The organism is Entomomonas sp. E7T21, from assembly GCF_058693955.1.
Window position 1 is genome coordinate 2,154,651 of the sequence record NZ_CP191672.1, and the last position, 25,486, is coordinate 2,180,136.

The following is a 25,486-nucleotide window of genomic DNA, read 5'->3' on the forward strand; positions in this document are numbered from 1 at the left end:
ATATAATGGTAAATATTAAAACTATTGATAAAAAGGATAATTTAAAAATAAACAAAAATATTTGCTTTTGAAAAAAAATAGCAGTATATTATTTTTCCCTTAATTGGGTCGTTAGCTCAGTTGGTAGAGCAGTTGACTCTTAATCAATTGGTCACAGGTTCGAACCCTGTACGACCCACCAACTGCTACTCTTGACTTTCACGGGATTGCCGTCCTGTGAAGTTAAATGAAAGATATACGTGCGCTCACAATTCACGTACTCTTTCAGAATATACCGCCTACAGAAATTTTGCAAGATATTTCTTGTAATTTTTTTTGTAGGCGTTGTTCTTTTCTCCTCTTTTATATCTAAATGATTATTTACAATACCCCACTACTCGTCTGTTATCTAAAGCCTGTTTGATCATTTTTATATCGGGTTCAACATATTCTAAAGTGGTTTTTATATTAGTATGTCCCATCAGTTCTTTGACTAAATGTAAATTACGATCAGGATCTTTCATTAGGTCTGTGCCTAATGTATGTCTAAATCGATGAGGGGTAATCCTACTACCAACTTTTTTAGAGATAAATTCAAACACATTGGATACTCTGTCTAAGGTCATTTCTTCTGTTAGATTTTTTCTTGCTTTTAATGTATAGCGATTAACATTAAAGAGTTGGTCACTTTGATTAAAACCTTTTATAGTAGCTCTTTGGATAATGTTTTCTAGCCAAGGCAATAAGCTATCACAGATAGGTACTTGGTATTCTCGATGAGTCTTGGAGCCTTCTAAGCGAATATGAAGCAGTTGACTTCTTAGGTCAACATCGCTTAGTCTTAAATGGATCAGTTGGTTTCTTCTAATACCTGTGTAGTAAAAGGTTTCAAAAACTGTTCGCCAAAACCATACAGGGTGCAGTTTACCAACAGGTTGTCCTTGTTCATCCTTTGCTTGGATTTCTTCAAAATATTGTCTTGTATTGACTATAGAGAATGCAGTCAATGTTTTTTTCTTTTTCTTAGGTACTGGAACAGAGAGTTCTAAAAAAGGATTTTTCTCATACTCTAATATGCCCTCCTTGATGGCATAATTAAAGATGGCTTTTAAATGTCTAACATAGCTATTCCAACTGGAAGCTTTTAGTCCTCTGTCTAGCTCTTCTCTTCTCCAATTGATAAGCAGTGTTTTTTCAAGGTTATAAATACTAAATGTTTGATGTTTTATAAGTAAACTTTGTAGCTTACTCATCATTTTACGATAAGTCCTTTTGGTTTCTGGTCTTAATATGTTATTAAATAAAAAATACTCAACAAGCGACTGACAAGTGAATGATGATATTTTGGATGAAAACGACATAATTTCACACTCTTATCTGTAAATTCTGTAATAACAGAATATATTTATTTTTTTCATCACCTAAAGTGATTTCGTTTTTTATAACATCACAATTGGAATGGTTTTAATAACAGTTATTTAGTCCATTCCTCCCTTATGACTAGAAACAAAACGTAACAAAATGTGACTTTTTGTTTCTGTAAATAATGTATCCAAAAATATTCATGTGCGTCAAATAATCTCAGATGAGGTATGAGACTAATAACCATTTATTAATTATTTATTTTAAACACACCATATTGAGGAAATATAAATAAATATTACTACATATTGTGTTTTATAGAGTTTTATTAAATTTTGAATAGAGTACTATAATGAGTTAGACTCATGATAGTATGAGTTATTTCCGCATTAATTTAAAAAACTTTTTAAAATATAAGAATATTTATCTAAAATATATTAGCTATTAGTATTACAAGCAATTAAACCTGACTAAATTTTCGTCCTTTCAATGTGTTACGAGTATCTAATATTTGCTTGATGGAGCTAATATCCGTTTCTATATATTCTAAGGTGGTTTTTAGGTTAGTATGCCCCATCAAATCTTTGACTAAATGCAGATTACGATCAGGGTCTTTCATCAGGTCTGTTCCTAGTGTATGTCTGAAACGATGTGGGGTGATTCTGCTGCTGAGTTCTATGGAAAGGGATTGAAAGACATTAGATACTCTGTCTAAGGTCATTTCTTTGGTTAGGTTTTTTCTAGCTTTTAAGGTATAGCGGTTAACATTAAAGAGTTGGTCATCTTTGTTAAACCCTTTGCGAACAGCTATTTGGATAATATTTTCTAGCCAAGGCAATAAGCTATCGCAGATAGGTACTTGGTATTCTCGATGAGTCTTTGAGCCTTCGAATCGTATGTTAATTAATTGGTTTCTTAGGTCTACGTCTCTGAGTCTCAAATGAATGAGTTGGTTACGTCTAATACCTGTATAATAGAAAGTTTCAAAGACTGTTCGCCAAAACCATACAGGATGTAGTTTGCCAACAGGTTGCCCTTGTTGATCCTTTGCTTGAGTCTCTTCTAAATATTCTCTAGCCAGTACGATTGAAAATTCAGTAATGGTTTTTTTCTTTTTTTTAGGTACTGGAACAGTGAGTTCTAAGAAGGGGTTTTTAGGATAATGGAGTAGGTTGTGTTCTATACCGTAGTTGAAGATGGCTTTTAGGTGCCTAATATAGGTGTTCCAACTCACATAGGCTAATCCTCGGTTAAGTTCTTTTCTTCGCCATGTAAGTAGTAGTTTAGGCTCAATGCTATGGATATCCATTCCTTGGTGTTCATTAAGGAGTGTTTGTAGTTTGTTGATAGCTTTACGATAGCTGCTGACTGTATCTTTTCGAATAATTCGGGAGAATAAAAATTCTTCAAGTAGTTCTTGGCAGGTATATATAACGGGTACCATTATCTAATTTCCTGATGTTTAATCATATAGCACATTAATTGCTTAAGTTATCTTGCTGTGTCTCTGTTTCAGTTTTTAAGGTTAAAAAGGGGTTGTCATGAGGTATAAATTCTTTGTAAAACGATTCTGAATTTAATAAATAGCCTTGAATGATTTTGCCCTTTTTACGTGGCCCTTTGACTTCGCATTGCCATATATTGAGTTCATCGGGTCGTTTTTTATGGAGTTTTTGTTGTTCAAACCCTCTTTGTACCCAACGCCATGTTTCCAGTTTGATCGATTTTGCTTTAAGTTGTTCTATTTCAGGGTGTTCGTGAGTAAATCGCTGAAAGATACCTGGTGAAACTATGAGGAGCTGTTGTTCGATTATGTGTAGTTTGGCGTTGCTGTCATTGATAGGTAGTTTATGATGTTCAATTTTAAATTGAAGCCAATTTACAAAGTGTTTACCTATTTCTTTGGGTGAAAGTTCTTGCTGTGCATTGATAATAAAGGCTGGTTGTGATTTTTCTGGGTTGTCTATTTTTTCTGTTATTTCAAACGATTGTTTATTTTTATTTACTACTTCTTTACATTCTGTATTATTGATTTCATCATTTATTTCTGATCTTTCTGGGGTTATATCATCATTAAATAGCGCAAGTATGTTATCTGTATCATCTTCAGTATTAAGTTCAAAGTTTTTGGTTTCTTTGACAGGTGACTGAGTAAGTATATTGCTTGGCGTATCTTCTAATAGGTTGACTGTGTTATCAGTATTATTGATTAGATTATGTTCTTGACCCGTGTCTAAATTTGTTTGCTTAACAGTTGGTTCAGCCAATAGGTTTATTTCTGGTTCATTGGTTGTTTTGGTTGGTTTATCTTCACTAAAAGCAATAGTTCCATCAAATACTGAAGGTGTTTGTTCTGTATTGTTCCAGATTAAGGTAGGCAATATTCTGATCAGAGAGAATTCTTGTTGCCAGTTGTTTGATTGATCGCTCACAGTGGCTTTCCATATAGCTTTTTCCTCTTCTGTGGCTTGGATAATGCCAAAGGATTGTAGTTCGTCAAATAGTTTGGTGTTGTTGCTAGGAATGCCTTCAAATCCATTGCTTAGTAGGTAGGCTCTTACTTTGTCAGCTACTGTTTTGCTCATTAACCACAAGCCTGTGTTGGTTAACCATGCATCACCTGGTGTTTTGTTGATGATCAATTCATTTTTAATCAAGTGTTGTAAGGCTGTAATCAGTTTTTTCTGAAGTGAGTTGTTAGGAGCTTGGATAGCTTTGTCAGGATTAGCTCCAATATTTTTAGCAGTAGAGATTTTGTCCGCTTTGTTAACAATTTCACCCAACACACCTGCCTGTTCATAACGCCCTGCTAGTAAGTTAAGTAGGTTGCTCCACAGTTCTGGATAGTTGGATAACCAGTTCATTATTTCTGGTGCAATGATTTTGTTGTAGAGTAGCCCTGCTGCTGCATCATGTAGATGGTAGTCGCGTCCTTTGATGTATTTAAAGCGATAGGGTTGTTTGATTGGTTCCATCCAAGGATGCCAGTGTGTTCCATCTTGTAGCTGTACATGTATATCGACAGCAATTTTACCTATATCGTGGAGTAGTCCTCCATAGGCGATAGCTGCTGTCCAAGCATCGGCTTGGACAGCTTGGTCTTCTGGTGGTGCTCCAGGTGGTAATAAGTAGCTTTGACGCAATCTTAGGGCATTGGCGATCAGTTCTAAACCATGATCTAGCATTCCACCTAAATAGGCATGGTGGTGGCTTTCAGAGGCAGGGAATTGTTGTACCAGTTGAGCATAGCGTTCTATAGGCAGTAGATAGATGGTGTAGAAGTTTTCTTTAGATAAGGAGGTATGCTGCCATATATGACTTAATATCGCTTGTCTTAGGTCTGTTTGCAGTAGTTCTTTTGCCGATAATGGCTGTAAATAACCCTGTTGCAAGTTATGTTTAACTTCACTGGGTATGGTCTTTTTATCCACCAACCCAAGTAGTGTTCGTAGTTTAATGAGCATGTATTTCTCCGACGAGCGCAGCGAGGTGGAGGATATTCCCTTTGGCCTTTTAATTAGTCCTTAAGCCTTTTTAGGGTAAGCCCCTTACCCCTTAATTACCCTTCCCTTTAGCCTTTTAGAAGCCTTTTGACCTTTTTACGCCTTTTACCCTCGTAGGAATATAGTTAAATAGAAATTACTCATTTCCATTTAACTGTGTTCTTTTTTTCAACTAATGTAATACTAATTTTATAATCTTGAGATTTATTATTACCAATAAATGCTTATTGAAAGATGTGTTATTTTTTTAAAGCATAATTATAGGAAAAAACATATTAATGACGCAGATAATGTATTAAGAATACTTGGAGCGCATGTCTTTAGTTGAATTAAGAAAAGGATTTATCTCACAAATCTTTCTCATAAATAAACCTTGTTAAACAGGATATTAATAGATCAATACTTTGTTTAAAATTATCTTGTTGATCTCTAATTCCATATGACCATTTCTCTCCATGAAACAGGTTATTTCGTAAACGTAAAACAATTATCAATATTGCAGCAAGCGTTTCTTCAGGTTCATTTGTTTCCCCCAACAAAACAGCTTTAACTAGTTCTTTTTTATCAGGTTTACGAAAATACAGATCATCAAATAAATAATTTGTACCATCATTTGAAATGTATCTATTTTGAAAATAATTAAGATGTGGCATCCAAAATATACTAGATAACTTATTATCTTTTTTCAATTCATTAACTTTATCAATAATTTTTTGGGCTGAAGCAGATTTATTTAGTAGTCTATTTTCAAAGAGCATCCATAAAAGACTAAAACTATTAATAGATAGCAGTTCTTCATTAGGAAGAGAACAGAAATTGCTTTCAAACTTTTTTAGAAAATCATATGTCTCTTTAGTAACAGTCTGTTGTATTGTCATTTCTTTTCCTTAATGTAATCTATCTAAAAACCTTACCTAAATACATATTCGCAATAATTACATTATATTTTATTTTTCAGTGCATAAAATGCTGATATTAGACCAAAGTCGTATAATTCTTATTGACTAACATAAATTTATAGCTATATCATTCAGTTATGATTTTTGTTTTATCCTCTTTGATAACTCTATTTATCGCATTCATTTCCAAAAATAATGAGCATGATGCCTAGGGATTTTGGCCTACGGACTTTGTATTGTATTAATTTTTTTGGAGATTTTCTCTTGGACAGAATAACCCGTGCTGTTGTACTTGGCGGTGTCCGTGAGGTCGTTGAACGTTACCTACCGCTTGTTAATAACCCCGTTAGAGCTGGTTTTCCCTCACCTGCTGATGACTACTTAGAAACTAAACTTGATCTTACAGAACATTTAATTCCACATCCTAGTGCTACCTACTACATTCGAGCAGCAGGTGATTCTATGATTGAGTATGGAATATTTGATGGTGATTTACTAGTCGTTGATCGTTCTCTTGAAGCCAAAGTTGGTGATATTTTAATTGTAGCTATTGATGGTGAGTTAACCTGTAAACGTTTAGCTTATATGCCTAATTCACTTTGTTTGGTTTCTGGCAATCCTGAATACCCTACTATTCCTTTAGAGGATAAAGATGTTCATGTATGGGGTGTCGTCATACATACTATTCATTCTTTAAGAGGTAGAAGTTAGTGATTGGTCTTATTGATTGCAATAACTTTTATGCTTCTTGTGAACGTGTATTTAACCCAAAACTTGAAGGTAAACCCATAGGTATTCTTTCCAACAATGATGGCTGTGTCATAGCTCGTTCTAATGAGATTAAGCCTCTTGTGCCTATGGGAATGCCTGCTTTTAAAATATCTCCTGATATTCGTAAACATATCACTTTACTTAGTTCTAATTATGAGCTTTATGGAGATATGAGCCGAAGGGTATTTAACACGATTAATGAGGAAGTTTCAGATTTGGAAATTTATTCAATAGATGAAGCTTTTATTCATTTATTAGCTTATGCCAATCCTGTTGATTATTGTAAGCATTTAAGAAAGATCATTAAACGTAATACAGGTATACCCGTTAGTATTGGTCTATCATCCAGTAAAACCCTCGCGAAGCTAGCCAATCATGTAGCAAAAAAGAATCCTGAATATGAGGGAGTCTGTCTTTTAAATGCCGATGATACATTATTAGATGATCTATTAAAGGAATTACCTACTTCAGAGATATGGGGTGTTGGCAGTAGAATCGCTACTAAATTATTATCATTGGGAATAGAAACTGCTTGGCAGTTGCGAGAGGCCGATTTAAAGTATATTAGAAAGCATTTTTCAGTACTTTTGGAACGTACTATTCTTGAGTTACGTGGAGTTTCTTGTATTGAGTTAGATGATTTTGAGACTCCCAAAAAGAATATAATGACTTCAAGAAGTTTGTCACATACTACAAGTAATCTTTATTATTTGAGTCAAGCCATTAGATTACATGTTAATAGAGGTGCTGAAAAGTTAAGAAAACAAAACTCTGTTGCACAAGCTGTAATGGTTTTTCTGAAAACAAATCGCTTTCAAGAAAGTCACCCACAATACAATCCTTCTATTGTTATTCCTTTACCCTTTCCTACTGATGATACCAGTGTAATTGCTAATACCGCTAAAGAAGGATTAAAAGCTATTTATCGTAAGAACTATTTATTTATGAAAACAGGTATTATGTTACTGGATCTCATAGATAAAGATCGTATGCAATTAGACTTATTTAATTCTTCACAACCAGTTGAGAAACAAAGTCGTGATAAACTGATGGGTACCATTGATAAGATTAATAGTAAGATGGGAAGAGGTACTATACAAGTGGGTTGTACTAAAGCTAGTGCTAACACAAGTATAAAACGAAACTTTCTCAGTAAGCGTTTTACAACCAGATGGAATGAACTACCCGTTGTTAAAGTTTAACTCTTAAAAAATAGGTAGTATTATCTTTTCCTTACTCTGTTGTCTGTTGCTCTATTCGTTTTTTATTTCTGTTTTTAATTTTTTTAACAACGAATTTAACTCCTAATGCTAGCACTCCAAGCACTGACAAGAAGATTGTTAGAACCAGAAAAATACCTAATTTATTGGTTCTTCTACGAGGTTTTGGCTTTATTTTAGGCCGCATGCTGACATTTAGTTTTGGAGTTGGCTTAAACTTATCCATTAGAGTAAGCAGTATGAAACTTAATAATTGCACCTTCTTTGTTCCTTTTATGACTTAACAAAAACTGCTTATGCTCTTATATGCAAAATACTCTGTAATGGTCTTAGTAAGATTTTATACTTCACAATTTATCACAATACAGTAAACAATCTCCATCTGCATCATACATTGGTTTTATAGGATCTTTAATCTGTTGAATGGACCAATAAAAAGAGTCTTGCTCTTCATTTATTGGGTATATCCAGAATGTGTTTTTTCCAATTTTCTTTCTTGTAGCCTTTGTACAGTTACCATCTAAATAATACTCTGCGTAATCAATTTCAAAAGCTGTATATTCTTCAGCTATCCATTTGGCAGGACATATTCTATTACCTGCATCAATAAAAATACCATCTCCTGCTGTTAATAAACTTTGATCATTAAAATTGTCACCAGTATCTCTTTCTGGTCGATACCAATAATAAACTTTATCATTCCCTTTCCATAAAGGTTTATTATCTTCATTTAAGAATTCAACAAGATAACCTGTCATAGGCTCTCCGTTGCTATTAATTACATTTGCTTGTTGATCAAATTCAAATACCCCTGCTCCGATAGCAACTATGGCTCTTATATCCCATTTCGTTACACGTGATATTTTAAGAGGCCTGTTGATATCTTCTTTTGTCATTTTTAAAGAAGATTTTGGTGGAGAAGGCAATGGTGTATCACAATTAACCCTAGAGGTTTCACACTCAGGGTTATAGGCATTAGCATGTATAACATTATTCAATAGTAATATTAATATAAAAACAGGCCATTTTATAAATTTCATAATAGTTATTCCAAATCATCTTTAATGGTTAGATGAAGATGATGACGATGGTCATAATTAGTTGCTATTGCAGGTTTTGCACTTTTGTAGTTGATTCCAAGGTCTGTATATGTCATTGCCCAAGGAGCACCTAGCCATCCTAATTTAGGCATACCTAAAAAACTAAAATTCATTTCTAAAGCTTCAATCTTTATTTCTCTAGTAGAAGATATTCTATCTTGAGCTAGATAAACATATAATTTTGTAGTTAGTGTTTTAGCCATGCTAGTTTTTGATGTTAATTCACTAACTTTTACGGGTGACCATGTGGCACCATTATTTCCAGTTTCTCGTGTTAAGGATACATTAACTTCTTCAGTTTTTTTAGTAGTAGGGTTTAGTACTTTAGCAGTAAATTTATTAATATCTAACCCCAATGAGTAACGATGATATATAGATCCAATAGCAGGTCGCCAAGCACTACTAACTGTTGCTGATACCATATTAAAATCACTCATCACTTTAAGCCAGTAATCAAATACGGATGGGTGAGTTCTTCTAATAGCCTCTTCTGCTGCCATTGTTTTATCACTAGCAAATGATTTATATCCTCTAGCATTTTGTGTAGAATTGTCTTGAAAGATCAATTTTCGCTCTATATTTCCATCTTTAAATAATAAAACACAACCATTTTTTGTTTCTTGCTTATTCACTACTTCAGGCAAGAAAATACCATTGTATAAAATTTTTAAAGCATCACTATATTTAGCTTTTGCAATATAAGAGTTAAGTATTCCATAAGCTTGACTTGCATCAGCCCATAGTTGATAAGTTATTTTGTAATCCCCCATATTCAATGGAGCTTTTAATGTATGTTTATTATTTAGTGCTTTTTTTGCACCTAATTTTGGATAGACTTTCTGAGTTGCCCCTGTTGTCGGCCTAGAAGGATATTCAATAGGAAATAATGGTTTAATTTCCAGACCGTCAGCTGCATCAGTTACATCAATTGCATATAGAGGCTGTACTGCTCTAGCAGGTAAACTAACGTACCTAGATGCATGAAAAGGAATTGTAAATTTGCCCCCCACTTTATCGGATGTTTGGGGTTCTCTTATATATAGACGATATTGCCCTGTATTACTTACTGGTAAAGTCACCCCTCCATTGGTCGTTCCTGTTTTAGCTACAGTCCATGTTCCACTATTAGGGCTATCTGAACATACCCAAATATAGGGTAATGAGTTCCCCGCTGAAAGGATCATTCCTCCCAGATATACATTGAATTTAATATAATAAGTCACATCAAACTGTACCAAATTATCGCCTTTGGTATTGCTTATTACTTTCGCTCCAACTGTTGTTTTTTGAGGTGCTTCTGCTACGGTAGTTGTCATGCTCTACAATTCCTTTTCCATTAGCCTTATAGACCTTTTACAAGTTCTAGTTTAAAAGGTAAAACAATGGTTTCTATTTGTGCTGTAATGGTTTTTTCTTTATCAGCTTCTAGTTGAAAATCACCTATTTCTTTCCAAGATCCATCATCACGTTGTACTTCAAGTGTGATAGGCATAGTGTCTGAATCCATTTTGATATAGCTCATTGATTCGTCATTCGCATTTATTATGTTGTTATCAGCTATTAAGGTTTTGGTATATCCTGCATCATCTGTTTTACCCTCTATAGGCTCTTCAGAAGAATATTTAAAGCGATAACCTATTCCTACTATCGGTTCGAACTGTCCCATAAATTGTATTCGTGCAGTCGCTCTGTGGTTATGTTGGCTGTGATCTGTCATTTTTTACTCCTTAGCAACAGCACTCTTCTTCAATAGTTACTTGTTCTGTTAGTACCCAACCACCTTGACCTAAATAAAGTTTTGCTTCAGAGTCAGTATAGGATACAACTTCTTCACTTTGACCTTGTTCGTTTGTTATTCCTTCAGCTAATACTTCGCCATTACTACCTACTATCTTGTAATAAGCATCTGCTATAGGATTTTGATTTTTGTCTACGAGGTTTAGTTGCCCTCTGTATTGAGTGTCTTCACTACTACACCCTGAACATTCATTTCTGTCAGCTAGCAGCACTTGTTCTGAGAATGTCCAACCACCTTGACCTATATATACTTTAGCCCCTGGTCCTTCATTAGTTGCTACTTCTATACTTTTACCTTGCTGATCAGTAAAACCTTCAGCTAAAACAGTACCTTGGTCAGTGACTATTTTGTAGTATTTGTCAGTTATGGGGGTTTGCTTGTTGTCGATAAGCGTAAGCGTTCCTCTATAGATTCCTTGTTGTTTTTCTGCTATTTGCTTAAAACCATTTTTATAGATAATGGGTGGAGCTACTGTCGGTGCCACTGCATTTTCTTTGGCTAATGGTGGAACTGGTATAGCAGGTGTTCCTTCCATTGGTACACCACCAGTCCATACTGGCATTGTCATCCATATCCCTGCGGGGTTTAGTACGATATGTTGACCACCTGCTTTTAAGGTTAGGGATAAGCCACCATCAATAATACATTGCATTCCAGCTTTTAGATTAATTTCCATCCCTGCTTCTGTAGTTTTTACTGTACCTACTGTGGTATGTTCTGCTATAGCTACATCTTTGTAGTCGTTCATCATTATTTGAGTCTTTCGATCTAGCTCTGTTAAATGATGTTCTTCAGCTTTATTTTTGGTGTATCTGTTTTTTACTATGGTTTCTGAGTGTTCGTTTTGTACTTGTAGGTGGCTGTTGTTGTTAACTTGTACGGTATGATTATTTTTAGTGAGTTGATCATAATCTTTCTGTGCTTGTACAAAGATTTGTTCTTGCCCTGCTTTGTCTTCTATTCTTAGTTCATTAGAGCCTACACCACCTTTGGATGAGCTTGTTTTAAATACTGATCGAGTTTTATTAGCAGGTAGGTCATAAGGGACTTTGTTAACGCCATTATGGATTGCTCCAGAAATTATGGGGTGATCAGGATCTCCTTCCAGAAAATCTACCATCACTTCCATACCTACTCTAGGTATAACAACTGTACCATAGCCATCATGCGCCCAGTTACTTGCTACTCTGATCCAGTAGGAGCTATTTTCATCGTATGTACCTTCTCTGTCCCAGTGAAATTGAACTTTGATTCGTCCATACTCATCACAGTAGATTTCTTCACCTGCTGCGCCTGTTACAATGGCTGTTTGCGAACCTAGTACTTTGGGTTTTGGATGTCTTAAAGCAGGTCTGTAGGGCACATCTTGTGGAATGGCGTTGAATACGTTGAAATAACCTTGTTGTTGGTCATTTACTGAAAATTCTAACTGGGTATCTATATCAAGATATTTATGCAGTTGACTAGGTATAGTGGTACTGGCTGCACTAGCTGTTCCTGCAAAGGCTTCTAAAACTTGTGGTTGATAGCCTTTATGTTTTATTTGGGTAATTAGCCAAGGTTTGTCAGCATCCATTGTATCTAGGCTAGGATGTCCCTCGATAGTGATGTAATAACCACTGTGTAGATCTGGAATGTCTGAATATCCATCACCTGTTAGGTGGTTAGCTCTGAGACGTTCAATTTGTATTTTAGCCAGTTGTTCATTTCTGGCTTTGTCCATACCTGAACTTGGATAGTCGTAGTGTTCTAAGTTTGGTTCTGTGGCTTCGTTACCTTTTTGGCTTTGTTTACCTTGACTAGCCCCTTCAGGGATTTTCATGTTGGTAAAGTTGTAGTCACGCCATGCTGCTGTTTGAGTTTTTGAAGCAAGTGATACATCAAAGTATTTTAAGGCTTGTTGGTCTGCAACCATGCCTGTATCACTCATGTATTTAACTGCTTCTGCTATGCTTGGAAAGAATGGCATGGCATCAGTAAAAATCATTTTATGACCATTACTTTCATGTTGAAAGTAATATGCAATACCTTCTTCTTGGCAAAGGCGCGACACAAAATGGTAGTCAGATTCATCGTATTGAACACAAAAATCTCTGACTGGATAGCTTTCTTTGAATTTGTATTCAAAGCCAGTGTTAGCTCCTTCCATCAGACCATGTTCTTCTAAGATGGTTTTTATAATATCAGGGGTAGTTTTTTGAACAAATTTGCGTTGATTAACTCTACGCATTAGGTTAGTAAAACGTGGTGTAATGATAATAGAGAAGGTTGTATAGTGTTGGCTTATAGGCCCTCTTTTAACACTCTGTACAATTCCATGCGTACCATTACCAGATGTGCCTTCAGGAGTAAAACTTATAAAGACTGATTTACTTAGGAGTTGAGTAATATCAAAACGGATATGTTTGTTAATTAAGGTTATTTCAAAAGCATAAGGTGTTGATATACCTTCGACTCCTTGAAAAGATAATATTTGTAATTTATCTATTGCTGTTTTAGGTTGTTCTTCAGCTATTGATAGTTGATTATTTTGTGCAGAAGAGTCGTCCCAAAATAATTGAAAATGAGTTTCACTAGCATTATAAAACAATTCGTTACTCCTTCGAACCTATGTTATCACTTGTACATAGGTATGTAATTCCTCATATAATTATCATCCCCCTACTGCATTAACAGCACCATTAATGATAATTAACCATACATTTTATAGAATTTATTTAAATTACATAACGACTTTTAATTATTCTAGTACGTCATAAAACTCATATTATTTTTTTAATTTATTTTGTTTGGCATTTAGTTAAATCAACTGTTGAAATATAGTTATTGCCCCATCCCATAATACAAGCAGTACGTTGATTTCTAGTTTTTTCCCAGTGAGTAACAGGATAAGCTTTGTTCCATGCTTGAAAAAGTTGTTTATCTTGTGTTGATAATCGTAAATGATAACGATCATACATATAGAGACTAATTCTGGCCACAATACCCCTTACTTCTTGTCTAGGCATTATTTTACGTTTTTTAAAGTCTATGATGGTTTGACATTGACCATATTTAGAAGGTTGACCAGGTAGCCATCCAAACATGAAGTCTTGACGATCAGCATTCACTTCTCCGATCACAGGAATAAGGTTGTGCAGATCTGCTTCGATTTTAGCAAACTCAGGATCATTATTTTGGCAATATTTACGTTTGCCTTTCTGCCAACATTGACGTTGTTTTCCTATCACTGCCGCAGGTACTACATGCTCCCACTCTACTCTTTCAGCACGATTACGTTGGGTATTCTTACGAATTTTGTAGCCACAACTATTTAAATCGATTTGTTTATGTTTATTGTAGGTACATCCACAGTAAAGTTCGGTATTGTTATCAAAGTAGATTTGATTAGTTAGTTGCTTTGCTTCAAAGAAAGTACTTGGCTGTGCTTGAGCGGCTAAAGGTACAAGTATTAAAGTAATTAACCTCATAGTTTAGTTTATTTTCACCTTAATAGAGTAATTTAAAAGCATCATACTCTATAGAATATGATACTGGATAAAGTATGGTATTCTCTTAAATATGATATAAGTAAATCAAAATTCCTGACATTCATCATAAAATCTCTATGTATATAGGAGAAGTTAAATGTTTAAAGATGGTTAATAGTTATATTGCTTGTTCAAACTCATTGATTGCTCTACATAATGCTTCAATGTTTTCAACCGTTGGACTATAACCTTTACCTTGAAAAAATATACAAAACAGATCTTGACTAGGATTTTTAACATTAGTGTATTCATCATAAACTAATGCCTCCCTCAATTTTTCTCTGTTCTCCACTTGGACTAAATGACATTCAATGTATGTTTTTAGTCTTTCTCTTAGGTCTACATTCATAAATGCTGCCATTTCATCAGTAGTCATTTTACCTTCAACACTTGAATAAGCATCAAACATTAACTCTAATGTATCTTCAACATCAGGAATAAGACCTGAATCTACCAAAAATGGATAGATATTTTGTGCAATATGAGCACCCTCTAGTTGACACAGTGTAAAGTAGAGTTTATTTTTCATAAATACCCCCTAATCTGCATAGGATACATAAAGAACTAAAAAATCAGGCTTATGCCCCTTAATCTCCATAAAGTTTGGAATATAATCACTGATTATTTTCCAAATAGCGTCATAGTACTCAAGGGCCTGATGACCTAATGTTTCACCACTTTCTCGTAGATACCCTGTCTCAATAATATGAGTACTGGATACGCCACAGCTGTAATCAACTATCTGCTCACAAATACCATCGGTATCAATTTCTTTTATTTTAGTCACTACTTCCGCAGGAACTGATAAGGTATAAGTATTAGCTACTTCTACATTGCCCTGTAAGTAAGTATGGCTATAATTTACAATGATTTTATCAAGAGCTTCTAATTCTTCAGTAGTCGGATCTTGATAAGTTATTCCAGCAAAGCTAATTTTAAAACTATCTTTACTGGAATCTTCCTCACAGAAAATTTCCTCAACTCTTAGTAATTTTTTAGCCTGTTCTTTATTAGGTGAAAATACCCCACTTAATAAAATATGTTGTACACGCTCTATAAACAATCTATTTAGCTTGTGACCATATTCTGATAAATTACCTGCATTTTCTTTAAATAACGCTATAACTTCATCTTCTTCAGGTAACATATCTACATGAAGTTGAATATACTCATAAAGACTATCTGCAATAGGTGAATAGCCAGTTTCTGTTAATGCCACGATGACACGACTCATAGTAAAATCTCCAAATAAATAATAGTTAATTTGGAGAAACACTATTCCCACTAGGGAATAATGCTTCCCCAGTGGGTTGTGTTTAAGAACTTAGTTCTCTTTTACGTTAATCACATAGAAATTAGCTTTACTAAAGTGAGCTAATCTCCAATGGCTCTTACGATAATACTTGTTAAAGACAGCTTTAACTTGGCGTATTAGGTAAGTATTCTTGCGTTGACGATAAAGTTTATAAATAAGTCCTGTTTGTAAAATATAAGTAGCAAACTCCTGCTTATCGCAAGGCTTTGCTGTTGTTTGTAATAGATAACTATCTAGTCCATCTATTGCCAACAACTTCTCTATCAATTGTTGAGAAGCCTCTAATGAGAATGATACTTGTGGTTCTAAATCAGCAATTAAAAACTCTTTTTCATATCTATTAATTGCGTAATATAGTTCTACTAGTCTTTCACTATCTGCATGGCTTACGATTGTTCCCATAAAACCAATTTGAAAGCTATCTTTCCTAGAGTTTTCCTGTAAATTAATGGTTAATGTTAGCAATTTAGTTATCTTCTCTCGATTTTCATCAGATACACCACTGAGTAGTGCCTCTTTTGTAGCCTCCAAAAAAAGATAATTAAGCTTATTACCTATATCACTCATGCTAGTACCACTGTTTAAAATACGTAGTACTACATTTCCATCAGGGAGTTTCCCTAGACTTTTCACAAAGTAATATAGTTCTTCAGCTAATTTCGAATAGCCAGTTGCCACTATAGTTTCCATTGCTTTTAACATTTTTATCTCCAAAATAAATTTAGAGATACTCCCCATTGGGGACGTATCCCCAATGGGTTATTTAAGGTTTATTAAGCCTTTACATTGATCACAATAAATTCAGCATTAAAAGGATGTGTAACAGAATTCTCTCTTAATCTCCCCATATAGGGACGTATTAAGCTATGAAGCTGTGACAGCTTTTCAAAGCTAACTTCCTGTGACCTCCATAACTGCCTGATAAGTCCTTGGTGCAAAATGTAAGTTTCATGTTCTCTGTTATCCGTTGGTTCAACTGCTGTTTGATATAGAAAGGTATTTAATCCCTCTATTGCTAACAATGAATCAATCAACTGATTAGGAGCCTCCAATGAAAACGTTACTTTTCTTGTAAGGTTATTAGCTAGATAATCTCGCTCATACCTTTGTAATGAAAAATAGAAATCATCTAATACAGCAGTATCTACATAGCCTAAAGTTCTATCTAAAAATCTAATTTCAAACTGATCTTGAGTAGAATCTTCGTGTAGATCTTCCCGTATTAGTAGCATGGCACGTACTTTTTCTCTGTTTTCCTGAGACACCGCATTTAATAAGGCTTCTCTGGTACATTCTAAGAATACGTGATTTAGCTGATTACCTATTTCATTAAAATCAGTACTACCCTTAAGTATCTGTAGGACTGTTTCTTCATCAGGTAATTGCCCCCGACTTTTTACAAAATCATATAGATCATTAGCTAGTTCTGAATAACCTAAAGCAACAATTCTTGCTATTGTTTTTGACATATTAATCTCCAAAATAATAAAAAATGGAGATACTCCCCATTGGGGAATATCTCCCCAATGGGTGTATAAAATTAATTGAACAACATTACTTTACTGTTAACACTATAAAATCAGGATTTTCATCTGGGACATCACAATAACTATCATTATGTGCCCAAAGTATATCTGCTGCTTTAAGGTAACAATAAACACCCTGCTCTCGTGTTTTTTTTCGCCTCATCTCTCCCAACCGTAATAAATAGGTATTAGGAATAGTTTTGTTTTCAATATTCGGATTAGTTACCTGATCTAAATATTTACTTACAGCTCCCTTATTTAACTTATCTAATACCAGTTGTGGAACGGTGAGTGAAAAAGTCACATTTGCTTGAATACCGTTACTAACAAGATTCTTTGCATATTCTTCAATATACTTCTGAAGCTCTATTAATAACTCTACATTTGTTCCTAGAACCCGATGATGTAAAAAAACAAACTCACAATTATCAAATTCAGGATTTGTTGCATCAAATTTTTTATTAACCTGTAACTGTTGCTCTATAATATCTCTACAATCACGATTAATACTTCTGTAAATAACTTTAACCGCTTGTTCCATCATGTATTGATTGATGTTATGGGCTAAAGATATTTCATCCCTTGAATGCTCAACTACTTCATTCAAAAGATCCGTCATTGTAGGAACTCTATAGGCCTTACATTTACGCTCAATCTTACAAACAAACTCATATAAGTAACTAGCTAGGCTCGTACCACCATACCTTACAAGTATTTGACCACTATTAAAAATTGCCATTTTTATAATCTCCATTAGTTAATTAGTAATAAACTTGGAGATACTCCACTGGGGAATATCCCCAATGGGTGTTGGTTAAAGTTTTTTATTCTTCAGCTAGATTAATTATCAAATAATCAGGTAAAAAATCTTCTGCATGTAGAATAAATCGGTTGTAGTCCTTAATCACATCGAATGTTCTTTGAACAAAGCCAAAGTGATTTTTAGTTTCAGTATCATGTTGCCGCATAAGGCCAACATCTAATAGATAGCCTGTAATGGTAGGCTGACTATTTATTTCACCACTACGAAACATTAATGGACACATATACCTATCCAGTTTTTCCTCTGTTAGCTGATTAAGAGCTTTTTGAGGTAATGTCACTGAAAAGGTTGTATGACCATTAAAACCACCTAAGTGAAGGTTTAAAATGTAATAATCCATGTATTTACAGAATGTTTTTATATCTTCTCTCGTTGGATTTTCAAACATGTACTGTAAAAAATGGATACTACAACGATCTCCACTTGGATCTCCGTCATGCTTCCAGTATTGAACATTTAATAGCGTTGCAACAGCAGCTTTACCTGTTCCTGCACTTTTAAGCAATGCTTCATTTAGTAGTGACACGTAGTATTTGTTAATAGCATGTGCTACTTCAACTGAGCTATCACAATTTTTAATTACACTGAGAAGTTGATCATCATTGGGCAATGAATAACGCAGATCAGCTAAGCTTTGTGCAATTAAATAGGCTAACTTAGTATAATCACTGTTATACACAGTGTTTGGTAGATCTAACATGTATTTTCTCCTAGTAATAAGGAGAAACTTCCACCAGGGAAGTTTCTCCCTAGTGGGTAAGTTGTTTTATTAAGCAGCTTTTGCCAGTAGCTGTTTAGCTAATGCCATTTCTACTGACTCACTATCTGGATTTAAGCAATCTAAACCGCTGTCTGGTATGTCGCCCGATGTACTTTGGGTAACCGCTATTTTTTTGGCCATAAGTTCTAAACAGTTTATCTGTGTCGTATCCCTATAACCTAAAAATATTACTCTAACAACTTGTGTTTGCCCGATCCGCCAAGATCTTCTGCTTGCTTGCATCATGGTGTAAACATTAAATCCTGTTTGCATGTAAACAATAGTAGGAAAGTCCAGTAAATCGAGGCCTGTCTTAACTTGTTCTGGATTGCAGATAAGTACATCAATGCCCTCCTCTACACGTGCCAAAATCCAGTCTTCACGTTCCTCTGGCTTACATTTTAAGACACCTACCTTAAAACCTTCTCGTTCTAGAATAGTCTTGAGTCTATGCGTTGTATCTCTAGTCTGTGTGTAGGTTGAGTACACAAGGACTCTTCGATTATTCGCTTTTTCCTCTCGGCAAATTCGAATCAGTTCTGCTTCTTTGGGCATGATGTTCACTGGCGTAAATAGGCTTTCTACTTTTGCCAATACTTTAGGTGTACCATCATCGTTTGTATCCCTAGGATGCGTTACTGTTTCTTCTCTAAAACAACAATCAGGCCATGCTAGTAAGGTATTAAGTACTACGCCTAGCAGTGAGGTATCCCCACGTGCTAATGCTTTTTTTAGTAAGGTAGTTAAGGTACCAACAAGGTAGCTATAAGCGTCTTGTTGTTCGTCTGTCATATCTACTTCAACAAACTCCTCGGTATATTCTGGCAGTATATCTCCCCCTATTTCCTTTAATTTCAAGAAAACGGTGAAAGGTAGTACATACCGTAAAATACCTTTAGGACCAAAACCAGGAGCCTTTGACGTTCTATGGACCATTTTATTGCCCTTAGCTGTCTTGTGGCTTTCCCCTTGTTTTTCAGTAAAGATGTCTTTTAATATGCCATGATCACGTTGGAATGCTGTTGAGGCAGTAGCTAAACTACCTCGCTCATTGGGTTTGTACCCATCTTCAATCATTCTGCTCGTAATAACTCTGAACAATAAGTAAAAGAGATCTGATGCATAGCCTCCCATGAGTGTACCTGTCAGTAACAGTATTTTTTTTACTTTACTAGCCAGTACTCCCATAGCTTGACCTTGTGCAGATCCTTCATTTTTGTACTCATGCCCTTCGTCCACGATCAGTAGATGAAAGTAGTCTTGAGGTAGATAGCGTTTAATAAATTCTGAAGCTTGGTATCCACCTTGCCCAAAACTAAACTCTATTTTCCCTAAAGCTCGCTCCATACGGACTGCTTGGCTATCATTAAAGATTAAGTCACCTTTTTCATCCATTAAGTTAATAAAGTTATGTACATTGTCTACGAGCATTTCTGCAATAAAATCAGTTCCAAACGTATTAATAAGTTTGTTAGCTGTTGCAGTACCAATCGTAGGGATTTTGCACATTTCTTTAACCAGTTGCTTCCGAAAATCTTGTTGCTCGATTTCTTCAGCTTCTGAGTCAGCTTGCTTATGCTCAACTTTTTTACCATTCATTAATGTCCAAAGCTTACTACCACAACTTTCACACTGTTGTTGATTTTTGATCTCACAAAACTCTTCAGGTGTGTAAGGTTGTTCTGATTTTGGATTAATGATGTGACTAAAACAGTCTGGGCAACAGGCTGCTGGTCTTATTTTTGTAAAGGTCTTTTGTGAATCTTCATCCAGATAACGCTCTACAAATCGTCCATTTTTACATACAGGTTTCCAATGGTAGCCCATACGCATTCTGACACGACCTAGAATGTAAAATTCTGGTACATCTTCACTTTTTACCTTTAAAGCCTCTCTCGCTTGTAGAAGCTTTGCTAATGTATCTGGACCATTCAATACCCATACTTTGGCATGAGGTACTGTTTCTAGTATTTCACGTCGCCATTTATAAACTAAATGGGGTGGTGATATAACCAGTGATCGTTTATAGCCTTCAGCAAATAATACCGCTGCAATCGCAATAGCCATCATTGTCTTACCAGTCCCCATTTCTGCATTGATAATAGCCGCAGGTTCGTTGCTGTCTATTAACAGTGCACAAACTGCTTGCACTATCTCTGCTTGGGCAGGGAATGGCTGACGAATAAGGTTATCCATAATCGCTTGACGAATAGGATTGGCTTTTTCAGGTGTGTACACAGGTGGATTAGATTGTCCTAGTGAGTCTAGTAACTGCCCTTTAAACGTATTAATAAATACGCTTAAATCTTGTACTAGTCCCTTACCTGGTATGTTTTGTATTGCTGTGTTCATTGTTGTTTCTCCAAAAAATAAGAAAAACAAGGTATGAACACAGTACTCCCATAGGGTATTGTTCATACCCTGTGGGATTTAAATTAATTTTCGTGTATAAAAAGACGTTCGTAATAAGTTACTTCGTCTGTTTCTCTGTCTTTAATAACAATTTGATCATAGAATTCTTGCACGATTAAACAAAGTTCTTCGCTATCTCTAGGCCACCCTGTTTGTTGAGATGCAATTTCAAGATCGGTTAAATTACTAAACCAAACTGCTAAACCTACCGTAATCATGTAATCCATTTTTACGATATTTTTAACTACTGGCCCTTCTTTTAGTTGTTCTTCGTCATCGTCCTCTGGAGGAAAATAACCACTAAAAAGACTTATTTGCATTTCATACTCCTGTTAAAAGGGTATGAATTAACCCTTGGGTACTTTCATACCCTGTAGGTTTAAGTTGTAGCTTAATGATCAGCTGTCGTTATTTTTGCTCCAAATACTTAAAATATTGGCCTTTAATAAAATAACCACCTTTTCTACGATCAAATATGCCAACTAATGTATTAGGCAGCGCATCAGAACTTAAAGGATTAAAACTTAATACTTCAAGTCCTAATAGATACCAATCTAGATTAAGGAAACTAACATTGATATAGTGGTTTTTATAATCCACATAAGATAAGTGTCTTATAACACCTTCAATAATAATTTCTTTATCCTGATCATGTTTATCCTGACAACCATAAAACCTTAAACGATAAGGTTTTAGTTTTTTATTGCTTTGCTTAAAAACAATCATGATGTAGCTCCTTGAGTATCAAGTAATACATCTATTTTTTCATAAACAATATTAGCTATTCTTACCCCACCTTCAGCACAATTAATACCTAGACTGTGATTATGATTCAAAGACAACCTCCAATCAGTCAGCTTTAAGGCCTCTTGAAAGGATTCTTCAGAATCAAATTGCACTGTTATGGTACTGTCTGTATCAAACATATAGTTAAATGAAATATGTTTAACACCCTTAAGTACACATTCGTCTACAACAAGCTCTCCATCTAGGTCATGTCCATTGGATAAGGCAATAATTAATCTTTTATCATTAGTACACATTACATACTCCTAAAAAATGGGTATGAATGTACCCAAGGGTAATTACATACCCTATAGGTTAGTTTTAATTTATATCACTCATCATAGTTCATACTTTTAAAATAACAGCCTTGAATAACAAAACCTTTTTGTCTTTCATATGTGCCATTTAAAGTATTAGGAGCATACGTTGGATCTGCATATCGCCATGACAATTTTTCATTTGCCATAAAACAGGCTTCTGCTGACTCAAACATTATTGAAACTGCACAGCATCCCCTAAACTCACTGAATGTTAAATTGATCACTCCTTCTATAGTGATCTTTTCATTTTTTAAAAAGCCATTATCACAACCAGTAAACTGCAATTGCTGTGCTGTGGCTTGGCTACTATCAGACATCCTTCGATCCCTCCGATAAACTGGATAGAAGATCAAAGTCTCTATAGAAAGTCCTCTTAACTCGAATACCTTTCTCATGGATGTCTGCTGCTATGGTATTTACTTCTGCTGGTTTGCGTGCCCAATGAGTATGCTTTAATGCAAATTTCATTGATTGCTCACTGTTAAAAGTCACCCTTAGTTGCTTTCCGTAGCCCGCTTCATTTGTAACACGGACACGTACAACACCATTAAGAAATATATCAATAAGTGATACTTTTCCATCAATCTCGATAGCATTAGTTAAATGTATGCTGTTACAGCATTCTGTTGGAATAGTCATGTTCATACCTCTCATTTCATTAAAAATTCATAAAAAAAGGTATGAAATACCTTGAGGGTATTTTCATACCCTCTAACAGGTTGGTTTTATAAATAGCTAGTATTCTGAAGGCAATAACACTGTGGTTATATGCCCATCATCATCACCATGCCATTCGGTAATAATCCAAATTTTCAAGTCATTTTCAGGATCAATGATATAAACTGACATGACACGTTCATAAAGGTGTCCATCAACCATCGCCTTAACTGCTCGATCATTTTGTTTGTTATCAGATTCATAACCATCACCCCAATCACCTTGACCATGCCTTGTAACATAGGGCAATAAATCAAGGCCTTGTTGAACTAGATCATCAATACCTCTGGTCATTAGCAATCTACCTATTGGAAATAAAAAACTAGATAGATCTACTCCATCGTTATTAACGTTTTGTTCTGGCTCTGGATCTTTTACTGTAGTGATAGTGATGATTTTGCCCTTATAGGGTGAACCATCGGTCATATCCCATGCTTTGATAACAGGTACAAACTTATCTATCAATGTTCTGATAAATGTTTTGCTGCCATCTTGCTCGGTTTTCCACTCAGTGTGTTCTACCTTTTCTTTATGGGTATCACCTTTTACTATCAGTGTTTGGCCTGTTTCAGATGAATGAATCGGGCCTGAGATCTCACCTGCGGATAGAGCCATTGCAATATGCCAGTCTCTAGGTTTGGTCACAGGTGCTCTTGGAACACTTTGTTTGTATTTCATGTGCAGATTAAATTCTGGCCACAATCCTTTTAAATTAGCTATTTCTCTTGCTAGTTCAGCAGGGTCCATAGTTATTTGATAAAAGTTTTGTAGTTCAGCTTTACTACTAGGTACAAGATAAGGATCATAAGGCCAATCTTGAGGTAGTTCTTCTGCTTTCATTTCTCCTAGGTATATTGCTTTGAATACACCTAGCATTTTTTTACGATCAGCTAAATCAAGATCGGATTTTTTAGTGCGAACACCTAGAATCACTACTTGTTTAAACTGCTTATCGACTGCTTCATAAATTCTCAGTTGTGAGAAGTGGTTACAAAGCCATGTGCTTAGTTCGTCATCCAGTTGGTTATAGGGAATAATGAAGGTCAATATTCCACCATACTGAAGCATCGGAAAGCTTTTTTGATAAAACAGTTTTTCTAATCGTTTACGCCCTTTACTTTGGTCATAAATAGCTCCGTTGTAACCAGGGGCCATATCACCATAAGGCGGATTTAAAAATAAGAATCCAAAACTTGTGTTGCTGATAACTGTATCCATCAGATCACTGCGTAAGCAGTGGTCTACTAAGGTACTGGCATGATCAGCACGTTCACGGTTATATTCCACAGCATAAGCTTCAACATTTTCACGTCCTAAATGATGCGCTACTTCAGCTATTGCTACCCCCTCACCTGCTGTCGGATCAATGATCCTGATACGTTGGTTTGGGTCTTTGGCAGCTATCGCATTTAGAATACGCTCAATAGTAGGTTCATCTGTTGGATAATAACCATTTCTCGCAAAGTTTGCTGCGACTCTTGGAAATATTAATGCCATATCTAGCCTCCTTATTAATGCTGTAAGCCAGTATGGTGTGTTGGATATGTGGTTAATCTATCACGTAGGATAAGATCTCCCATTGATTCTTCGAGCTTGGGTATATCTAGTATTAGACGTACTCCTCCCACTTGTCCAAAAAAGGTTTTCAGATCTTCACACATTTTATGATCAATCAATAATGGTGTGATTTCTGATCGCCAATGATCTAACAAAGGTAACGGGCATATATCTTTGATGACTGACCAATGATACTGAGCAAATTCTTCTATTGGTATTTCTCCTTCAAGAAGTACTGTTGCAGTATGATTAGCTTTGTCAGGCTTGATACAACTCTTATCAAATATCCATGTATGTAATAAGGTGCCAAACTTGGTTTGTTTATACGTTCTAGTGGATCGTTTTGTTAGCTCTTTAACATTGCCAACATAAACCCGTGTACGTACACCCTGTATTTTAAAGGTTAGGTATTCCAATCCAAATTCTTTGTCTTTTTTAGCAAGAGTAATTCGTGAATAGAGCTCTTGTAGTGCTGTATCACGTCCCCATACTGATAAGAAGACTAAGTTGTTGTATTTATCTACCACACAAGCATCACACATTAAGTCAGGTATTTCTTCTAACCTGTGCATGTGTTTTTCAAGAGAAGTAGTATTCTCCTCTTTTCTGACTGCATTTGTTGTATACATAATCTGCTCCAATTAATTATTCATTAAATAAAAGGAGCATCAACGCCTAGGGCATTAAATGCCCCTAGGGGTGTATTAGCTTTGTGTTTTACCACCAAGCAGTTAATAAAAGATCATTTTTTTCAAAATCAAATGTGCTTAAGGTATCTGTTACCCATCGCTTTAATTCAGCTACACAATTCCAATAGTCTTGGTTATACTCTTGAACACCATAATATAAGTCATCATCGACAGGAAATAGCTCCTGACAATTAGTCTCATTAAGTTGTTCCAATGTATCTCTTAACTTTTGGAGATTTTCTAGAGTAATTAAGACCTCTGTATCAATATCTATTTCTTCTATAATGTGCTTTTCAACCCATGCAAATAACGGGTTGTTATATCCAAATGTTGTCAGCTCTGCATAATCTGACTTTGGCCTATAGCTCATTGTTATATCTAAACCCATTGTAAATACTCCTATGAATAAATCTAAAAGC

At 35.2% G+C, this 25,486-nt stretch carries 26 protein-coding genes and 1 tRNA gene; 3 read left to right on the plus strand and 24 right to left on the minus strand.

The window, feature by feature from the left end; all coding sequences use genetic code 11:
* The first annotated feature begins 105 nt into the window (after positions 1–105).
* A tRNA-Lys gene (locus ACQVD9_RS10305) sits at positions 106–181 on the plus strand.
* Between the two features lie 175 nt (positions 182–356).
* On the opposite strand, the gene ACQVD9_RS10310 is transcribed toward ACQVD9_RS10305, so the two are convergent.
* The 4 genes from ACQVD9_RS10310 to ACQVD9_RS10325 all read right to left on the minus strand — a co-directional run bounded on the left by ACQVD9_RS10310 (position 357) and on the right by ACQVD9_RS10325 (position 5,722).
* Positions 357–1,340, minus strand: a complete 984-nt coding sequence (locus ACQVD9_RS10310; protein WP_264745948.1) for a tyrosine-type recombinase/integrase — start codon at positions 1,338–1,340, stop codon at positions 357–359.
* A 461-nt stretch (positions 1,341–1,801) separates the two neighbouring features.
* Positions 1,802–2,785 carry a tyrosine-type recombinase/integrase gene (locus ACQVD9_RS10315; RefSeq protein WP_201095367.1) on the minus strand — a complete coding sequence of 328 codons (984 nt, stop codon included), beginning with the start codon at positions 2,783–2,785 and terminating at the stop codon, positions 1,802–1,804.
* A gap of 34 nt (positions 2,786–2,819) precedes the next feature.
* Entirely contained in the window at positions 2,820–4,805 is a 1,986-nt protein-coding gene (mobH, locus tag ACQVD9_RS10320) for a MobH family relaxase (RefSeq protein WP_201095365.1), read from the minus strand.
* Between the two features lie 386 nt (positions 4,806–5,191).
* Positions 5,192–5,722, minus strand: coding sequence for a hypothetical protein (locus ACQVD9_RS10325; RefSeq protein ID WP_201095363.1), 531 nt, complete (start codon positions 5,720–5,722; stop codon positions 5,192–5,194).
* A gap of 285 nt (positions 5,723–6,007) precedes the next feature.
* Here ACQVD9_RS10325 and ACQVD9_RS10330 point away from each other — a divergent pair, with 285 nt between their 5' ends.
* Positions 6,008–6,454 carry a LexA family protein gene (locus ACQVD9_RS10330; protein WP_236254059.1) on the plus strand — a complete coding sequence of 149 codons (447 nt, stop codon included), beginning with the start codon at positions 6,008–6,010 and terminating at the stop codon, positions 6,452–6,454.
* A complete protein-coding gene (locus ACQVD9_RS10335) occupies positions 6,454–7,716 on the plus strand; it encodes a Y-family DNA polymerase (protein ID WP_201095361.1) in 1,263 nt (420 codons plus the stop codon). Before ACQVD9_RS10330 ends, ACQVD9_RS10335 begins: the two co-directional genes overlap by 1 nt.
* A gap of 365 nt (positions 7,717–8,081) precedes the next feature.
* Here ACQVD9_RS10335 and ACQVD9_RS10340 read toward each other — a convergent pair whose 3' ends face one another.
* The 20 genes from ACQVD9_RS10340 to ACQVD9_RS10435 all read right to left on the minus strand — a co-directional run bounded on the left by ACQVD9_RS10340 (position 8,082) and on the right by ACQVD9_RS10435 (position 25,455).
* Complete coding sequence (locus tag ACQVD9_RS10340) at positions 8,082–8,774, minus strand: hypothetical protein (protein WP_201095359.1); 693 nt, start codon at positions 8,772–8,774, stop codon at positions 8,082–8,084.
* Positions 8,775–8,779: 5 nt separating this feature from the next.
* Positions 8,780–10,150, minus strand: a complete 1,371-nt coding sequence (locus ACQVD9_RS10345; protein ID WP_201095357.1) for a hypothetical protein — start codon at positions 10,148–10,150, stop codon at positions 8,780–8,782.
* 26 nt (positions 10,151–10,176) lie between these two features.
* Positions 10,177–10,551 (minus strand): hypothetical protein, encoded by a 375-nt coding sequence (locus tag ACQVD9_RS10350; protein WP_201095355.1) that lies wholly within the window; start codon positions 10,549–10,551, stop codon positions 10,177–10,179.
* A gap of 10 nt (positions 10,552–10,561) precedes the next feature.
* Entirely contained in the window at positions 10,562–13,222 is a 2,661-nt protein-coding gene (gene tssI, locus ACQVD9_RS10355; RefSeq protein WP_201095353.1) for a type VI secretion system tip protein TssI/VgrG, read from the minus strand.
* A 190-nt stretch (positions 13,223–13,412) separates the two neighbouring features.
* Positions 13,413–14,102: an endonuclease gene (locus ACQVD9_RS10360; RefSeq protein ID WP_201095351.1), complete on the minus strand. Its 690-nt coding sequence runs from the start codon at positions 14,100–14,102 to the stop codon at positions 13,413–13,415.
* 178 nt (positions 14,103–14,280) lie between these two features.
* Positions 14,281–14,691, minus strand: coding sequence for a hypothetical protein (locus ACQVD9_RS10365; RefSeq protein ID WP_201095350.1), 411 nt, complete (start codon positions 14,689–14,691; stop codon positions 14,281–14,283).
* 9 nt (positions 14,692–14,700) lie between these two features.
* The gene (locus ACQVD9_RS10370; RefSeq protein WP_201095349.1) at positions 14,701–15,396 is read right to left on the minus strand and encodes a hypothetical protein; all 696 of its coding nucleotides are present in this window, start codon (positions 15,394–15,396) and stop codon (positions 14,701–14,703) included.
* A 90-nt stretch (positions 15,397–15,486) separates the two neighbouring features.
* Positions 15,487–16,179 carry a hypothetical protein gene (locus ACQVD9_RS10375; RefSeq protein WP_201095348.1) on the minus strand — a complete coding sequence of 231 codons (693 nt, stop codon included), beginning with the start codon at positions 16,177–16,179 and terminating at the stop codon, positions 15,487–15,489.
* A 71-nt stretch (positions 16,180–16,250) separates the two neighbouring features.
* On the minus strand, positions 16,251–16,946 hold the full coding sequence (locus ACQVD9_RS10380) for a hypothetical protein (RefSeq protein WP_201095347.1): 696 nt from the start codon (positions 16,944–16,946) through the stop codon (positions 16,251–16,253).
* A gap of 85 nt (positions 16,947–17,031) precedes the next feature.
* Positions 17,032–17,742, minus strand: a complete 711-nt coding sequence (locus tag ACQVD9_RS10385; protein WP_201095346.1) for a hypothetical protein — start codon at positions 17,740–17,742, stop codon at positions 17,032–17,034.
* Between the two features lie 85 nt (positions 17,743–17,827).
* On the minus strand, positions 17,828–18,526 hold the full coding sequence (locus ACQVD9_RS10390; protein ID WP_201095344.1) for a hypothetical protein: 699 nt from the start codon (positions 18,524–18,526) through the stop codon (positions 17,828–17,830).
* A 69-nt stretch (positions 18,527–18,595) separates the two neighbouring features.
* Positions 18,596–20,938, minus strand: a complete 2,343-nt coding sequence (locus ACQVD9_RS10395; protein WP_201095343.1) for a DEAD/DEAH box helicase — start codon at positions 20,936–20,938, stop codon at positions 18,596–18,598.
* Positions 20,939–21,021: 83 nt separating this feature from the next.
* The gene (locus ACQVD9_RS10400; RefSeq protein WP_201095342.1) at positions 21,022–21,318 is read right to left on the minus strand and encodes a hypothetical protein; all 297 of its coding nucleotides are present in this window, start codon (positions 21,316–21,318) and stop codon (positions 21,022–21,024) included.
* An 88-nt stretch (positions 21,319–21,406) separates the two neighbouring features.
* Entirely contained in the window at positions 21,407–21,724 is a 318-nt protein-coding gene (locus tag ACQVD9_RS10405) for a hypothetical protein (RefSeq protein WP_201095341.1), read from the minus strand.
* Positions 21,721–22,041, minus strand: a complete 321-nt coding sequence (locus tag ACQVD9_RS10410; protein ID WP_201095340.1) for a hypothetical protein — start codon at positions 22,039–22,041, stop codon at positions 21,721–21,723. Before ACQVD9_RS10410 ends, ACQVD9_RS10405 begins: the two co-directional genes overlap by 4 nt.
* Positions 22,042–22,115: 74 nt before the next feature.
* A complete protein-coding gene (locus tag ACQVD9_RS10415; protein WP_201095339.1) occupies positions 22,116–22,421 on the minus strand; it encodes a hypothetical protein in 306 nt (101 codons plus the stop codon).
* Positions 22,414–22,743 (minus strand): hypothetical protein, encoded by a 330-nt coding sequence (locus ACQVD9_RS10420; protein WP_264745952.1) that lies wholly within the window; start codon positions 22,741–22,743, stop codon positions 22,414–22,416. The genes ACQVD9_RS10415 and ACQVD9_RS10420 overlap by 8 nt, the downstream gene beginning before the upstream one ends.
* Positions 22,744–22,839: 96 nt before the next feature.
* Complete coding sequence (locus ACQVD9_RS10425) at positions 22,840–24,318, minus strand: DUF6094 domain-containing protein (RefSeq protein WP_264745953.1); 1,479 nt, start codon at positions 24,316–24,318, stop codon at positions 22,840–22,842.
* 14 nt (positions 24,319–24,332) lie between these two features.
* Entirely contained in the window at positions 24,333–25,007 is a 675-nt protein-coding gene (locus ACQVD9_RS10430) for a hypothetical protein (RefSeq protein ID WP_201095333.1), read from the minus strand.
* 88 nt (positions 25,008–25,095) lie between these two features.
* Positions 25,096–25,455 (minus strand): hypothetical protein, encoded by a 360-nt coding sequence (locus ACQVD9_RS10435; protein WP_201095332.1) that lies wholly within the window; start codon positions 25,453–25,455, stop codon positions 25,096–25,098.
* Positions 25,456–25,486: the final 31 nt, after the last annotated feature.

What these genes read in the sequence shown, in the direction of transcription:
- ACQVD9_RS10310 (WP_264745948.1), bottom strand. Translation starts at nt 1,340, where the DNA reads ATGTCGTTTTCATCCAAAATATCATCATTCACTTGTCAGTCGCTTGTT.
- ACQVD9_RS10315 (WP_201095367.1), bottom strand. Translation starts at nt 2,785, where the DNA reads ATGGTACCCGTTATATATACCTGCCAAGAACTACTTGAAGAATTTTTA.
- mobH (WP_201095365.1), bottom strand. Translation starts at nt 4,805, where the DNA reads ATGCTCATTAAACTACGAACACTACTTGGGTTGGTGGATAAAAAGACC.
- ACQVD9_RS10325 (WP_201095363.1), bottom strand. Translation starts at nt 5,722, where the DNA reads ATGACAATACAACAGACTGTTACTAAAGAGACATATGATTTTCTAAAA.
- ACQVD9_RS10340 (WP_201095359.1), bottom strand. Translation starts at nt 8,774, where the DNA reads ATGAAATTTATAAAATGGCCTGTTTTTATATTAATATTACTATTGAAT.
- ACQVD9_RS10345 (WP_201095357.1), bottom strand. Translation starts at nt 10,150, where the DNA reads ATGACAACTACCGTAGCAGAAGCACCTCAAAAAACAACAGTTGGAGCG.
- ACQVD9_RS10350 (WP_201095355.1), bottom strand. Translation starts at nt 10,551, where the DNA reads ATGACAGATCACAGCCAACATAACCACAGAGCGACTGCACGAATACAA.
- ACQVD9_RS10360 (WP_201095351.1), bottom strand. Translation starts at nt 14,102, where the DNA reads ATGAGGTTAATTACTTTAATACTTGTACCTTTAGCCGCTCAAGCACAG.
- ACQVD9_RS10365 (WP_201095350.1), bottom strand. Translation starts at nt 14,691, where the DNA reads ATGAAAAATAAACTCTACTTTACACTGTGTCAACTAGAGGGTGCTCAT.
- ACQVD9_RS10370 (WP_201095349.1), bottom strand. Translation starts at nt 15,396, where the DNA reads ATGAGTCGTGTCATCGTGGCATTAACAGAAACTGGCTATTCACCTATT.
- ACQVD9_RS10375 (WP_201095348.1), bottom strand. Translation starts at nt 16,179, where the DNA reads ATGTTAAAAGCAATGGAAACTATAGTGGCAACTGGCTATTCGAAATTA.
- ACQVD9_RS10380 (WP_201095347.1), bottom strand. Translation starts at nt 16,946, where the DNA reads ATGTCAAAAACAATAGCAAGAATTGTTGCTTTAGGTTATTCAGAACTA.
- ACQVD9_RS10385 (WP_201095346.1), bottom strand. Translation starts at nt 17,742, where the DNA reads ATGGCAATTTTTAATAGTGGTCAAATACTTGTAAGGTATGGTGGTACG.
- ACQVD9_RS10390 (WP_201095344.1), bottom strand. Translation starts at nt 18,526, where the DNA reads ATGTTAGATCTACCAAACACTGTGTATAACAGTGATTATACTAAGTTA.
- ACQVD9_RS10395 (WP_201095343.1), bottom strand. Translation starts at nt 20,938, where the DNA reads ATGAACACAGCAATACAAAACATACCAGGTAAGGGACTAGTACAAGAT.
- ACQVD9_RS10400 (WP_201095342.1), bottom strand. Translation starts at nt 21,318, where the DNA reads ATGCAAATAAGTCTTTTTAGTGGTTATTTTCCTCCAGAGGACGATGAC.
- ACQVD9_RS10405 (WP_201095341.1), bottom strand. Translation starts at nt 21,724, where the DNA reads ATGATTGTTTTTAAGCAAAGCAATAAAAAACTAAAACCTTATCGTTTA.
- ACQVD9_RS10410 (WP_201095340.1), bottom strand. Translation starts at nt 22,041, where the DNA reads ATGTGTACTAATGATAAAAGATTAATTATTGCCTTATCCAATGGACAT.
- ACQVD9_RS10415 (WP_201095339.1), bottom strand. Translation starts at nt 22,421, where the DNA reads ATGTCTGATAGTAGCCAAGCCACAGCACAGCAATTGCAGTTTACTGGT.
- ACQVD9_RS10420 (WP_264745952.1), bottom strand. Translation starts at nt 22,743, where the DNA reads ATGACTATTCCAACAGAATGCTGTAACAGCATACATTTAACTAATGCT.
- ACQVD9_RS10425 (WP_264745953.1), bottom strand. Translation starts at nt 24,318, where the DNA reads ATGGCATTAATATTTCCAAGAGTCGCAGCAAACTTTGCGAGAAATGGT.
- ACQVD9_RS10430 (WP_201095333.1), bottom strand. Translation starts at nt 25,007, where the DNA reads ATGTATACAACAAATGCAGTCAGAAAAGAGGAGAATACTACTTCTCTT.
- ACQVD9_RS10435 (WP_201095332.1), bottom strand. Translation starts at nt 25,455, where the DNA reads ATGGGTTTAGATATAACAATGAGCTATAGGCCAAAGTCAGATTATGCA.